The sequence below is a fragment of the Roseateles hydrophilus genome, assembly GCF_026712245.1.
Lineage (GTDB): Bacteria > Pseudomonadota > Gammaproteobacteria > Burkholderiales > Burkholderiaceae_C > Pelomonas > Pelomonas hydrophilus.
In genome coordinates, this window is the sequence record NZ_JAPPUY010000003.1 from 236,655 (window position 1) to 249,688 (window position 13,034).

The following is a 13,034-nucleotide window of genomic DNA, read 5'->3' on the forward strand; positions in this document are numbered from 1 at the left end:
TTGAAGCGTGGTTGAGAGAACGCAAAACGATCAGACCGAAGCGGTGCACCATTCATGCCGCGCGCCGAACCTCCGGCACGGCACGACAGAACCGCTGTCGCGGCACACCTGCCACACCCCAACCATCTCGCTGATGCCCCATGTGTGCCACACCCGACCTGGATCTGTTGCCCCTTCAACGCGCCTGGCATGTCGCAGCACAGCGGGATGACGAGGCGCGATATCAGCACCGTCTTCTGGCAGTGCTGCTCGTGGCGCAGCACCACAGTTGCATGCACGTCGGCGCATGGCTGGCCTGCAGCCCGCGCAGCATCGAGCGCTGGGTGAGCGCCTACCGTTCCGGCGGTTGCGCCGCACTGCACATGCTTCGCGCTGGTGGTCGGCCAGCCCGGTTGACGGCCATCCAGCAGATGCGGTTGAGTGCTGACCTGGCGGGTCCCCCCAGCGCCGTGGGTTTTGTCCAGACCGGCTGGTGCGGCAAGTTGCTGGTCACGCATCTGTCGCGCAGTTACGGCCTGGCGCTCAGCCTGCGTCAATGCCAGCGCATGATCCGCCAGTCACACCTAGAGCATGGCGAGACCGCCGCCATGCGACAGGGGTTGCGGCGTTATGAGGGCTGAACCAGCGCCGGGCCGCCCCGCCCCCCGCACCGACCTGCCGGTCTTGTCAAGTTTCTCGACAGACAGGATGTTCCTGCGGGCGCAGCCTTGCTGAATGGCACGTCAACGTGTTGGCCCCATGCCCAGGGCCAGCAAATCCCTAGCCGACGCCAGGATGGCCTCCCGCGGCGCCCGCGGCACCCAGCCCAGCACCTCGCGGGCATGGCTGGCATCCTGGTGTCGTGTCGTGCCCAACTCGCTGGCCGCATTGCGCACCAGCGGGCTGACCTTGGCCATCAGCCGCACGCTCCAGTCGGGCAGCTGCAGCGTGGGCACGCGGCGGGCATCCGCGCCCAGTTCCTCGCGCAGCACGGCAGCGATGTCGCGCAGCCACGTGAAGCCACCGCAGGCGATGAAGCGCTCGCCGGCCATGCCGGGCGCGGTGAGCGCCAGGCGGTGCAGCTCGACCACGTCGCGCACGTCGACGATGCCGAAGCCGATGCGCGGCAGCGCCGGGATGCGCCCCTGCAGCAGGCTCTGCACGATGACGACACTGGCCGAGTAATCGGCGCTGGCCACGGGCCCGAGCACCACCGACGGGTTGACGGTGCAGAACTCCAGGCCGCCGCCCTCGCGCGCCACCCAGTCGCGCGCGGCACGCTCGGCGACCGTCTTGGATTGCACGTAGGGCGGGACGCCGGGCGCGGCGAGGTTGGTCCAGTCGCGCTCGGTGAAGTGGCGATCGCCGGGGCCGTGGCCATAAGCGATGGCGGCGACGGAGGACGTCATCACCACCCGCTGCACGCCGGCATCGCGCGCGGCCTTCAGCGCGCGCAGCGCGCCATCGCGGGCGGGCACGATGAGCTCGTTGGCATCGCGCGGCACGCCGGTGGGCAGCGGGGACGCCACATGCGCCACATGCGTGCAGCCGGCCGCAGCCTCGGCCCAGCCGGCGTCGGCCATCAGGTCGGCGGCGAAGCAGCGCAGCTGGTCCTTCTTCACGCCGCGGCTGGCGCCGAGTGCCTTGCGCAGCGCCGGCTCGCGGGCCAGGTCGCGCACGGTGGTGTGCACCTGCCAGCCGTCGGCCAGCAGCTGGCGGATCAGCACACCGGCGATGTAGCCGGTGCCGCCGGTGACGAGGATGCGGGACGGGGTGCTCATGCGGGCTCCAGGGTGGCCGGCGATTCTCGGCGACGGGCTAGCATGGCCCGATGAGCTCGCGCCCGCCGCCCACCCCCGACACCGCCCCCGCCAACCCGCATGCCGGCTGGCGCCTGCGCCTGTACACGGTGATCTTCGAGGCCGACACGCGCGCCGGCCGGGTGTTCGACCTGGTGCTGATCGGCCTGATCCTGGCGAGCGTGGCCGTCGTGATGCTGGACAGCATTGCCAGCGTGCATGCCCGCTGGGGCCCGGTGTTCACGGTGCTGGAGTGGGGCTTCACGCTGATCTTCACGGCCGAGTACATCGCCCGCCTGAGCTGCGTGAAGCACCCGCTGCGCTACGCACGCAGCCCCTTCGGCATCATCGACCTGGTGGCCGTGCTGCCCACCTACCTGGCCATCCTGGTGCCGGGACTGCATGCGCTGATCGATGTGCGCGTGCTGCGGCTACTGCGGCTGTTCCGCATCCTCAAGCTGGGCGCCTATGTGCACGAGTTCGCGATGCTGGGCCGGGCGCTGATGGCGTCGCGGCGCAAGATCCTCGTATTCATGTCCTTCGTGCTGATGGTGGTCACCATCATGGGCACGCTGATGTACGTGGTCGAAGGCCCCGAGCACGGCTTCACCAGCATCCCGGTGGGCGTGTACTGGGCCATCACGACCATGACCACGGTGGGCTTTGGCGACATCACGCCCAAGACCGACCTGGGCCGCGTGATCGCCTCGGCCATGATGCTGCTGGGCTGGGGCACGCTGGCCGTGCCCACCGGCATCGTCAGCGCCGAGTTCACGGCCCAGCGCATGGGCACGCCGCCCACCACGCGCACCTGCCACGAGTGCCTGAGCGAAGGCCATGCGCCTGACGCGCGCTTCTGCCGCGACTGCGGCGCTCCGCTGCCCAGCTGGCAGCATGATGACGAGCATGCCCAGCGCCCGGACGGCGCAGCAGGCCTGTCGCCAGCGAGCCACTCGCCAACGCGGCCAACCCGGTAATACGCCACGCTGCCCTGCCGGTGCTGGGTTGACGCAGCCCCGTTGAGCCAAGCCGCTCGATACATTCGTCCGCCGTTGGAGGTGGAACATGCGTCTGCGTGAGTTGCTTTATCCCGGCATGTGGGCGGTGCGCCGGCTGCGCTTTGGCACCAAGCTGACGTTGTTGTTCTTCATCGTGGCGATTCCCCTGCTGGTGAGCGCAGCCTTGCTGCTGACGCGCACGCTGGACGACCTGACGCTGACCCGCCACGAGCTGGACGGCATCGACCGCCTGGAGCGCGTGTACGACCTGACGCGCCAAGTCCAGGCCCACCGCGGGCTGACCAACATGGTGCTGCTGGGCGATGCGGCCCAACAGCCACGCCGTGACGCGGCCCGCGCCGAGATGAGCAAGGCGCTGGCCACGCTGGATCGCACGCTTCAGGACGCCGGCTTTGAAGCCTCCAAATCTTGGCCCACCCTGCGCAGCCGGCTGCAGGGCCTGCCCGCGCAGCTGGAGGGCCTGCCGGCAGACAAGGCGTTCGCGCTGCACACCGAGCTGGTGGAAGCGCTGGGGCGAACCACCTTTGAAGTGGCCGAAAGCTCCAGCCTGCTCTACGACCCCGACCCGCTGACCTATCTGCTGATGGACATGTCGGTGCTGCGCCTGCCCGTCTGGCGCGACCAGCTCGGCCGGCTGCGCGGCAAGGGCGCCGGCCTGCTGACTTCACCCGTGCTGGACGAGGCCGACTCGGCCGTCGTGAAGAGCTGGGTCGACGAGCTGGCTGGCACCACACGCAGCATCCAGCATGCGCACGACATCATCACCAGCAAAGGGCTGACGCCCGCAGGCTTCGACAAGGCCGTCGCGGCCGTTCAGCAGTTGCTGGAGGACAGCCGCGCCCGCTTCCGCTCCGGCGAGCGCTCGGGGTCGGCGGAAAGCTACTTCGCCTCGGCCAGCGGCGCGCTGGAGGCCGTGGGCAGCTACCAGCGGGCCATCAACAGCGGCATGCGGGCCTCGCTGGAGCAGCGCCAAGCCGCGCTGGTGCGCAAGGCCTGGCTGGCCGGGGTGGGTGCCTCGGTGGTCATCCTGGCGTTCAGCTACCTGATGCTGGCCTTTCAGGTCAGCTTCCTGGCCGACCTGCGCCAGGTCTTGCACTTCATGGAGAACACCGCGCAGGGCAACCTGCAGCATGTGGTGCGCATCCGCGGCAAGGACGAGCTGTCCGACATGTCCGCCGCCATGTCGGTGATGGTGAACAACATCTCCTTCATGGTGGCCGCCGTGCGCAGCAATGCGGCGCTGCTGTCGGGCTCGGGCGATGTGCTGGTGCAGGGCAATCATGCGCTGTCAGAGCGCACCGAACAGCAGGCTGCCAACCTGGAAGAAACCTCGGCCAGCGTGCAGGAGCTGGCCGCCACGGTGCAGATCAATGCGCAGGCAGCGCAGGCCTCGGATGCCTCGGCCCAGGCCGTCAGCCAGACGGCCGAGCAGGGCGCGGCCGGCATGAAGGCTGCCGTCGACGCCATCGAAGCCATCGCGGCCAGTGCCCGACGCATGGACGAGATCGTCGGCGTCATCGACTCGCTGGCCTTCCAGACCAACATCCTGGCGCTGAACGCCGCCGTCGAGGCCGCCCGCGCGGGCGAGGCTGGGCGCGGCTTTGCCGTCGTGGCCACCGAGGTGCGCACGCTGGCGCAGCGCTCGGCTGCCTCGGCCAAGGAGATCCGCCAGCTGATCACGGCATCGTCCGAGCAGGTGAATGCCGGCGTGGGCATGATCCGCGGCGCCGGGCAGCGCATCGAGGCCATCGCCGACGGCGTGCGTTCGGTGGCCGAGCACATGTCGCAGATCTCGGCCTCCAGCGCCGAACAGAGCGCCAGCCTGACCGAGATCACGTCCGCCATCCGCCAGCTGGACACGCTGACCCAGCGCAACGGTGCCATGGTGGAGCAGGCGGTGGCCCAGGCCACGGAACTGCAGGAGCGCGCCAAGGTGCTGACAAGTTCGGTGTCCGCGTTCAAGTTGCCGCAGGGCACGGCTGACGAGGCCCGCGAACTGGTGGATCGCGCGCTCGACATGCGCCGCGAGGCCGGCAGCCGCGATGCGCTGCTGCGCCGCATCAATGCGACCGACAGCGGCCTGTTCGACCGCGACATGTACGTCTTCGCGCTGGACGCGCAGGGCCGCTACCAGGGCTTTGCGGGCAACCCGGCCCGGGTGGGCCAGCGCGTGCAGGACGTGATGAAGGGCGGTGCCGGCGAGCAACTGCTGCAAGCCATCATCGAGCAGGCCGAGAGCGGGCCGGGATGGGTGCAGTACACCATCGCCCATCCGCAGACCGGCGAGCCGCAGCAAAAGATGTCTTACGTCGTCAAGGTAGACGACCTGTACCTAGGCTGCGGCGTCTACAAGGGCTCGATGCGGGCGCTGTGAGGCGCACGGCCGGCAGGCCGTCCCTACACTGCGCCGCATGATCACCGTCCACCACCTGAACAACTCCCGCTCGCAGCGCGTGCTGTGGCTGCTGGAAGAACTCGACTTGCCCTACGAGGTGAAGCGTTACGAACGCGACGCCAAGACCTCGCTGGCGCCCCTGGAACTCAAGGCCGTGCACCCGCTGGGCAAGAGCCCCGTCATCACCGACGGCAGCCTCACGGTGGCCGAGAGCGGCGCCATCCTGGAGTACCTGGTGGACAAGTACGGCAGCGGCCGCCTCAAGCCCACCGGTGAGCAGGACGCGCTGCGCTACCGCTACTTCCTGCACTTCGCCGAGGGCTCGGCCATGCCGCCGCTGGTGATGAAGCTGGTGTTCAACAAGATCAAGCGCAGCCCCATGCCCTTCTTCGTGAAGCCCATCGCCAAGGGCATCGCGGACAAGGTGCTGGCCAGCTTCGTGCAGCCCAACATCGACAACCAGTTGCGCTTCCTGGAAGCGGAGCTGGCTGCGCGCCCCTGGTTTGCCGGCACCGAGTTCAGCGCAGCGGATGTGCAGATGAGCTTCCCTCTGGAAGCCGCCGCGGCGCGTGGCGGATCGCTGGACGGTTTCCCGAAGATCCAGGCCTTCCTCGCCCGCATCCATGCGCGGCCGGCCTATCAGCGCGCGCTGGAGCGCGGCGGTCCCTACGACCTGTTGAGTTGAGGCAAGCGCCCTGCGGGTGCGCTCAGCCCGCCGGGCGGCTGCGGTAGAAGCGCACCGGCTCGGCCTTCATCTGGCTGTTGAGCTGCTTGAGCACATGCTTTTGCATGCTGCCCACCACGTGCATTTCGCAGGGCTTGCAGTCAAAGCGCAGGGTGAAGTGGTCGTCGCCGTGCTGCAGCGTCAGCGGCTCGGCGCGCACCGTGCCTTGCACGCCGGTCACGCCCTTGGCCTGCTTGGGGCACAGGCTCAGGCTCCAGCGCACGCAGTGCTTGGTGATCATCAGCGGCACCTCGCCCAGTTCCTCGTGGCTTTCGTAGGCGGCACCGATCACCTTCACGCCGTGGCGGGCGTAGAACGCGGCGGCCTGGGCGTTGTAGACGTTGGCGAGGTAGGTGAGCGTGTCATCCGGGTAGGGCACGGGCGGCTCCACCGGCGCGTGGCGCGGCAGGCGCCGGAAGGCGGCCTCGCGGGCGGCCTCCAGCGCGGCCACGCCGTCGCGGCGCAGGGCGTTGAGCTTGCTCACCGGCAGGAAGTAGGGCTCGCGCATGGCCAGCCGCACGCGGCGGGCGTCGAAGATGGTGTCGCCCAGCTTGGCCAGGTGCTCCTTGTACTGGGCCTCGGCCTGCTGCGGGTTGCGCGCGGGCTCCAGCGCGTGCGGCAGGCGCACGGCGGCCTTCACGCCGGTTTCGTCTTTGAGGCTGAGCTCGAAGCCGTCGGCCACCTGCGCCAGCGTCACGTCCACGGCGATGCGGCGGTCGGCGCTGGGCTTGGCCAGCAGGCGCTCCCAGGCCATGTCGCGGTTGCGGTTGAGCGCGGTGCCGGGGAAGAGGTCCTTCAGGTCGCTGAACTGCTGGCCCTTGGACAGGTTGGGCTCGATGCGCCAGGCCGTGCCGCCCAGCGGCGTCGCCACGTTCACCGGCACGCCCTGCAGCTCGCCCTGGCGGTCCCACCAGGTCAGCGCGTCGCCGTTGTTGACCACCCGGGTCGCGTCGCCCGTGTCCACGTCGAAGCTGTCGGGCCCCACGCGCTTGACCTCGCCCAGCGGCATGCCCGCGTGCTTGGGGCTGTCGAAGGCGCCGATGTCGATCTTGCGGCCGTTGACGAAGTAGTCGGTGCCGCCGCGGTTGAAGGCCTGCTCGGGCTCGGGCGTGAAGGTGTAGCGGCAGCGGCCGTCGCTGCTGCGGGCCAGCTCCGGTCGGCGGTCGATGATGGCGTCCAGCAGCGTGCGGTAGTGGGCCGTGACGTTCTTGACCGTGGCCATGTCCTTGTAGCGGCCTTCGATCTTGAAGCTGCGGATGCCGGCGTCAATCAGCGCCTCCAGGTTGGCGCTCTGGTCGTTGTCTTTCAGGCTGAGCACGTGCTTGTCATGCGCCACCACGCGGCCCTGGCCGTCCACCACGGTGAAGGGTTGGCGGCACTCCTGACTGCACGAGCCGCGGTTGGCGCTGCGGCCGGTCATGGCGTGGCTGATGAAGCACTGGCCGCTGTAGGCCACGCACAGCGCGCCGTGCACGAAGAACTCCAGATGCGCGTGCTGCACCTGCTCGCGGATCGCGCGGATCTGCTTCAGGTCGAGCTCGCGGGCCAACACCATCTGCGAGAAGCCGACGTCCTGCAGGAAGCGCGCTTTCTCGGGCGTGCGGATGTCGGTCTGCGTGCTGGCGTGCAGCTGGATGGGCGGCAGGTCCAGCTCCAGCAAGCCCATGTCCTGCACGATGAGCGCGTCCACACCGGCGTCGTGCAATTGCCACGTTAGCGTTCGTGCCCCCTCAAGTTCGTCATCGCGCAGGATCGTGTTCAAAGTCACAAAGATGCGCGCGTTGAAGCGGTGCGCGTGGCGCACCAGGCGGGCGATGTCCTCGATGGCATTGCCTGCCTTGTCACGCGCGCCAAAGCCCGGACCCCCGATGTAGACGGCATCGGCGCCGTGATTGATGGCCTCGATGCCGATATCGGCGTCGCGGGCGGGGGCGAGAAGTTCGAGACGGGTCATGGGCGTGGCGGGCATACCGAATTTTATGAATTCGCCCGCTGGGCTTGATGGCATCTGTTGCGGCGCAGCATGAGTCCAGATAGTCTTTTCTAGCGCTACCAACGGCGCAGGGAGACATGGCATGAAGACCTGGATCGAACGACTGGGCGTGAGCCGGAAACTGGCCGCTGTGGCATGCGTGAGCGCCTTGATGGGCCTGGTGCCCTCGGTGCTGTACGTGCGGGAGGCTGTGCAAGCGGAGCGGCAGATCAGCAAAGAAGCCAATGCGCTGCCCGCCGTCACGCTGGGCCTGAAGGTGGCGCGGCTGACTGCCCAGCACCGCGGGCTGGCCAACAGCCAACTGAACGGCGACGCGGCTGCGGAAGCCAAGCGCAACGAGGTGTGGCGCAACTTGCTGGCGCTGAAGGCGCCCAGCCTCGCTGCCACCGAGGCCGCGTTGAATCCCGCGCTGCTTCGCGAGCTGCAGGACTACTGGCGCGGGCAGGAGCAACTGGCCGCAGACATCAGCAGCCGCAGCATCACAGCGCCGGACAGCTTCCGCCGGCATACCGAGCTGATCGACGCCCGGCTGGCCTGGCTGTACGAGGCGGCCGTGGCGTCGGAGATGGTGCTGCACCCGTTCGCCAACGGCTACTTCCTGCAGGACGCTGCGCTTCAGCACCTGCCGCGCAGCGCGGAACTGCTGGGGCGCTTGCGGGGCGCCGGCATGGGCATGCTGGCCAAGGGCGAGCTGACCCCGGCCGACAAGCAGCGCCTGGTGGTGGCGCTGGAGCGGGCGCTGGCCGACCAGGCCAACGCCATGCGATCGCTGCGCCACGTCGTTCTGCCCAGCGCCGAGCAGCAAAAACTCACCGCGCTGACCGAACAGTTGACCGGCCGCCTGAACGAGGCGCGCCAGCTGGCGCTGAAGGGCCTGATCGAGCCGGAATCGCCGCAGGTCAAGGCGCCCGACTGGTGGGCCGCGACCACGGCCGCCATCGATGCGCAGTACGCCCTGGGCGACGCCGCCATGGCCGCGCTGGAGCAGGACCTGATCGACACGCTGGCCTACGACCGCCGCATCGTCATCGGTGGTACGCTGTTCTTCCTGCTGCTGGCCGCAATCGGCGGCTGGCTGCTGTGGGTCATCGCGCGGCAGACCTCGCGTTCCATGGGCCGCGCGCTGGGCATTGCCCAGGCCGTGGCCGACGGCAATCTGGCGCATGCGGGCGATGTGGACCGCCGTTCGCAGGACGAGGGCGAGCGCCTCACCGCTGCGCTGCTGGACATGGCGGCCAAGCTGGGCGACGTGGTCTGCACCGTGCGCAGCCGCGCCGACGAGGTGGCCACCGCCAGCCAGCAGATCGCCTCGGGCAGCGCCGACCTGTCGGCCCGCACCGAGACGCAGGCCGCCGCGCTGGAGCAGACCACCGCCTCGGTAGACACCGTGCGCCACGGCCTGGAGCAGGGCGCCCAGCAATCCGGCCACGCCGCCGAGCTGGCCACCGAGGTGCGCAAACTCGCGGAGTCCGGCGGCGGCCTGGTGAGCACGCTGGCCGTCACGTTGCGAGACATCCAGACCAGCTCGCAGAAGATTGCCGACATCATCGGCACCATCGACGGCATTGCCTTCCAGACCAACATCCTGGCGCTGAACGCCGCCGTCGAGGCAGCCCGCGCGGGCGAGCACGGCCGTGGCTTTGCCGTGGTGGCCAGCGAGGTGCGCGCGCTGGCGCAACGCGCGGGCGCGTCGGCCAAGGAGATCCGCACACTCATCGGCGCCAGCGTGGAGCGCGTCGGCGCCGGCCATGCACAGGGCGAGGAGGCCGCCGCGCTGATGCAGCGCGTGGTGGAGGCCGTCACGCGCGTGACCGGCGTCATCGGCGAACTCAGCACGCTGTCGCGCGATCAGCACCTCAGCATGGACGAGGTCGGCGTGGCCATCCACCAGATGGACGACACCACGCAGCAGAACGCCGCGCTGGTGGAAGAGAGCGCTGCCGCCGCCGAGAGCCTGAAGCGCCAGGCCGAGGCGCTGCGCCAGGCCATGGCGGGCTTTCGCACCGCCGGCTGAACGGGCGCGGCCGGCCGGCGGGTCAGGCGGGCTGGGCGTCGCGCTGCGCGCTCGTGATCACCTGCAGCCGCGCCTCGCGCCGCCAGCCGGCCAGGCTGGTGGGCGCCTCGCGTGGCGCCAGGCCCAGGCTGTCGATGGCGCCCACAAAGCCGTCGCGGCCCTGTGCCTTGGCGGCGTACAGCGCCGAGTCGGCCAGGCCCAGGCAGGCGCGCCAGTCCCACAGGCGCGGCTGGCGCGGGTCCAGCGGGAAGGCGCAGAAGCCGATGGACACCGTCACCTGCACGGTCTCGCCGGGGCCGATGTCGAACGGCCGCTCGCGCACGGCGGCGCACACGCGCGCCGCCAGGTCAGCGCCATCGCGGCGCTCGGTTTCGCGGGCCAGCACCAGGATCTCCTCGCCACCCCAGCGCACCAGCGAGTCGGTCTCGCGGAACACCTGGCGCAGGCGCTGCGCGAGCTGCACCAGCACCGCATCGCCCGCTGCATGGCCGTGCTCGTCGTTGATGCGTTTGAAGTGGTCCAGGTCCAGCAGCATCAGCAGCAGGTCGGCCCCTGGGCCGGGGCCATCGCCGTCGGGGGTCTCGAAGCGGCGCAGGCACAGCGCCAGGTCGTCGTCCAGGCGCAGCTCCAGGTAGCGGCGGTTGCGCAGGCCGGTCAGCGTGTCGGTGAGGCTGAGCTCGCGCAGCTCGGCGGTGCGCTCGGCCACCAGTGCCTGCAGCTCGGCTTCGTGCCGGCGCAGCTGGCGGGTGCGCCAGCCGGTCCAGGTCCAGATCACAGCCAACAAGGCCAGCAGGCCGGCGACATGCGCCGGGCCGGTTTCCCACCAGGCGGGCTGCAACTCGATGGGCAGTTGCAGCGGCTCGCCATCCCAGCGCGCGTGGTGGGCCGTGGCGCGCACCTGCAGCGTGTAGCGGCCGGGCTTCAAGGGCCCGAAGCTGGGCTGACGGCCGGCGGCGTCCACGCGCGTCCAGTCGTCATCCAGGCCCTGCAGGCGGTACTCGTAGCGCAGCCGAGACGGGTCCGCATAGTCCAGCGCCGCGAACTCCACCGACAGCATGCGCCGGCCTGGCGGCAGCGTCAGCACACCCTGGCCCTGCGGCCAGGGCTGGCCATTCACGCGCAGGCTGCTGACCACCAGCGGCGGGCTCGTGCGCAAGCTCTGCCAGGCCTCGGGCTGCACGCGCAGCAGGCCCCGGCTGCCGCCGAACAGCAGGCCACCGCCGGGCAACTCGGCGCTGGCGAAGAGCCAGAAACTGCCGAAATGCCCGCCATCGGCACCGCCGAAGGCGTCCAGCCGGTCGGTCTGCGGGTCGTAGACATGCTGCTGGCTCCAAATGCGGCCGCGCGCGTCCTCGTGCAGGTGGCCGCCAAACAAGCCGTCCACGCCCAAGCGCTCGCTGATGGACTCGAAGCGTGCACGGCCCTGGCCATCCCAGCCCTTGAGGCGGTGCAGGCCGGCCACGGTGGTGTCGGCATACAGCCGGCCGTCGCGGGCCCACAGCAGGGCCATGACGGCGGGGCTGCCCAGCGCCTCGCCCGGCGCCTGCGGCACGGGTGCGAGCACGCCGCCAGCGGCCGCTTCCTCGCGCAACAGACCGGCCTGGCCGCCCACCCACAGGCGCCCGTCCGGCGCCTCGCGCAGCACGTAGATGCCGCCATGCAGCGGCGCGTCGCCCTGCAGGTGCACGCGTTCCAGCGCCGTCGCCTGCGCACCGGCCAGGCGGTACAGGCCTTCCTGCATGCCCAGCCACACGCTGCCGTCGGCACGCAGCAGCAGCTGCTGGGCCCGGCCGCCATCCAGCGCCCAGTCGCGCAGCAGGCGGCCATCGGCGGCGCGGTGCTCCAGCCGGCCGGCAGCGGCCATCCACAGGCTGGCGTCGGGCGCCTCGGCGAGGTGCTCGACCACGGTCTGCCGCTCCCGCGGCCAGGTGCCCAGCGTGGCCAGCTCGCGGCCCGGGCGGCCGTCCAGCCGCACGACGCGGCCGGTCTGCGTGGGCGCCAGCACCTCGCCGTTGCGCAGCGCCAGCAGCGCGCGCACATCGGCCTCGGCCAGCGGGCCGCTGCCATCGGCATCGGGGCCGCGCACGGCCAGTGCCGGGTGGTGCAGGTGGCGCTGCACGCCCAGCCCGTAGCCGCTCACCCACATGGCGCCACTGGCGTCGCGCAGCACGGCGCTGAAGTCATTGCCCGCCAGGCCCATGGGGCGGCGCGGGTCCTGGCGCAAGCGGGCCTGCACGGCGCCGCTGGCCGTATCGACCCAGAACAGGCCGTTCTTGCTGCCCACCCAGAGCTGGCCGTCGTACCCCTCGGCCAGTGCCTGCACCGGCAGCCCCAGCGACTGCACCCAGCGCACGCGTCCCTGCTCGACAACGCCCAGCTGCCCGCTCTGCGTGCCCAGCCAGAGCCGGCCGCCGCTGTCCTCGGCCAGCGCCAGCACCGTGGCGCCGGCGGGCAGGCCCGGCAGTGGCACGTCCTCCCAGCGCTCGCCGACACGGCGCGCCAGGCCGCGCCAGTGGCCGGCCCAGACGCCGCCGTCCCGCGCAGCGAGCAGCGCGAGCACGCGACTCTCGGCCTCGCCGCGCCAGGTCAGCACCTGCGACTCGACCCGGCCGCTGCGCGGCTCGTAGCGGTACAGGCCCCGGCCCACGGTGCCCACCCAGACGGCGCCCGCACGGTCCTCGGCCACGGCGCGGATGGGGGCCTGGGGTGCGCCTGGTGCATGGCGCTGCACGCGGTCTTGCGCCGGGTCGTAGGCCACCAGGCCCAGGAACTCGGTGCCTATCCACATGCGTCCGTCGGCGGCCGGCGCCATCGCCCGCACCCAGCCCAGGCCACGCCGCGCGCCCGTCTCGGGCGGCAGCTCGATGGGGCGCAGCCGGTAGCCGTCGTAGCGCGCCAGGCCCTTGGTGGTGGCAATCCACAGCAGCCCTGCGCGGTCCTGGGCAATGGCGGGCACCGCGTCCTGAGGCACCGGCACACTGCGGAACTGCACCTCCAGCGGGCCAGCGCCGGCATCTGCCCGCGCCGCGCTCAGCGCCAAGGCAGCCAGCAGCGCAGCGACACTACGAACTAGGGGATGCATGGGAGCGCATCCTAAGGTAAGCACTGGCA

The 13,034-nt window shown here is 70.6% G+C and carries 8 protein-coding genes; 5 read left to right on the top strand and 3 right to left on the bottom strand.

The window, feature by feature from the left end:
* Positions 1 to 140 precede the first annotated feature (140 nt).
* The gene (locus tag NYO99_RS12715) at positions 141 to 620 is read left to right on the top strand and encodes a helix-turn-helix domain-containing protein (RefSeq protein ID WP_268167581.1); all 480 of its coding nucleotides are present in this window, start codon (positions 141 to 143) and stop codon (positions 618 to 620) included.
* A gap of 102 nt (positions 621 to 722) precedes the next feature.
* Here NYO99_RS12715 and NYO99_RS12720 read toward each other — a convergent pair whose 3' ends face one another.
* Positions 723 to 1,760, bottom strand: a complete 1,038-nt coding sequence (locus NYO99_RS12720) for an NAD-dependent epimerase/dehydratase family protein (RefSeq protein WP_268167582.1) — start codon at positions 1,758 to 1,760, stop codon at positions 723 to 725.
* Between the two features lie 50 nt (positions 1,761 to 1,810).
* On the opposite strand from NYO99_RS12720, the gene NYO99_RS12725 reads away from it, so the two are divergent.
* The 3 genes from NYO99_RS12725 to NYO99_RS12735 all read left to right on the top strand — a co-directional run bounded on the left by NYO99_RS12725 (position 1,811) and on the right by NYO99_RS12735 (position 5,877).
* The gene (locus NYO99_RS12725) at positions 1,811 to 2,755 is read left to right on the top strand and encodes an ion transporter (RefSeq protein WP_268167583.1); all 945 of its coding nucleotides are present in this window, start codon (positions 1,811 to 1,813) and stop codon (positions 2,753 to 2,755) included.
* An 88-nt stretch (positions 2,756 to 2,843) separates the two neighbouring features.
* Positions 2,844 to 5,171, top strand: a complete 2,328-nt coding sequence (locus tag NYO99_RS12730; RefSeq protein WP_268167584.1) for a methyl-accepting chemotaxis protein — start codon at positions 2,844 to 2,846, stop codon at positions 5,169 to 5,171.
* Positions 5,172 to 5,208: 37 nt separating this feature from the next.
* Positions 5,209 to 5,877: a glutathione S-transferase family protein gene (locus tag NYO99_RS12735; protein WP_268167585.1), complete on the top strand. Its 669-nt coding sequence runs from the start codon at positions 5,209 to 5,211 to the stop codon at positions 5,875 to 5,877.
* Positions 5,878 to 5,899: 22 nt separating this feature from the next.
* Here NYO99_RS12735 and NYO99_RS12740 read toward each other — a convergent pair whose 3' ends face one another.
* Complete coding sequence (locus tag NYO99_RS12740) at positions 5,900 to 7,885, bottom strand: peptidase U32 family protein (protein WP_268167586.1); 1,986 nt, start codon at positions 7,883 to 7,885, stop codon at positions 5,900 to 5,902.
* A 106-nt stretch (positions 7,886 to 7,991) separates the two neighbouring features.
* On the opposite strand from NYO99_RS12740, the gene NYO99_RS12745 reads away from it, so the two are divergent.
* Positions 7,992 to 9,923, top strand: coding sequence for a methyl-accepting chemotaxis protein (locus tag NYO99_RS12745; RefSeq protein WP_268167587.1), 1,932 nt, complete (start codon positions 7,992 to 7,994; stop codon positions 9,921 to 9,923).
* Between the two features lie 22 nt (positions 9,924 to 9,945).
* Here NYO99_RS12745 and NYO99_RS12750 read toward each other — a convergent pair whose 3' ends face one another.
* Entirely contained in the window at positions 9,946 to 13,005 is a 3,060-nt protein-coding gene (locus NYO99_RS12750; RefSeq protein ID WP_268167588.1) for a ligand-binding sensor domain-containing diguanylate cyclase, read from the bottom strand.
* Positions 13,006 to 13,034 lie beyond the last annotated feature (29 nt).

What these genes read in the sequence shown, in the direction of transcription:
- NYO99_RS12750 (WP_268167588.1), bottom strand. Translation starts at nt 13,005, where the DNA reads ATGCATCCCCTAGTTCGTAGTGTCGCTGCGCTGCTGGCTGCCTTGGCG.
- NYO99_RS12720 (WP_268167582.1), bottom strand. Translation starts at nt 1,760, where the DNA reads ATGAGCACCCCGTCCCGCATCCTCGTCACCGGCGGCACCGGCTACATC.
- NYO99_RS12735 (WP_268167585.1), top strand. Translation starts at nt 5,209, where the DNA reads ATGATCACCGTCCACCACCTGAACAACTCCCGCTCGCAGCGCGTGCTG.
- NYO99_RS12715 (WP_268167581.1), top strand. Translation starts at nt 141, where the DNA reads ATGTGTGCCACACCCGACCTGGATCTGTTGCCCCTTCAACGCGCCTGG.
- NYO99_RS12740 (WP_268167586.1), bottom strand. Translation starts at nt 7,885, where the DNA reads ATGCCCGCCACGCCCATGACCCGTCTCGAACTTCTCGCCCCCGCCCGC.
- NYO99_RS12745 (WP_268167587.1), top strand. Translation starts at nt 7,992, where the DNA reads ATGAAGACCTGGATCGAACGACTGGGCGTGAGCCGGAAACTGGCCGCT.
- NYO99_RS12730 (WP_268167584.1), top strand. Translation starts at nt 2,844, where the DNA reads ATGCGTCTGCGTGAGTTGCTTTATCCCGGCATGTGGGCGGTGCGCCGG.
- NYO99_RS12725 (WP_268167583.1), top strand. Translation starts at nt 1,811, where the DNA reads ATGAGCTCGCGCCCGCCGCCCACCCCCGACACCGCCCCCGCCAACCCG.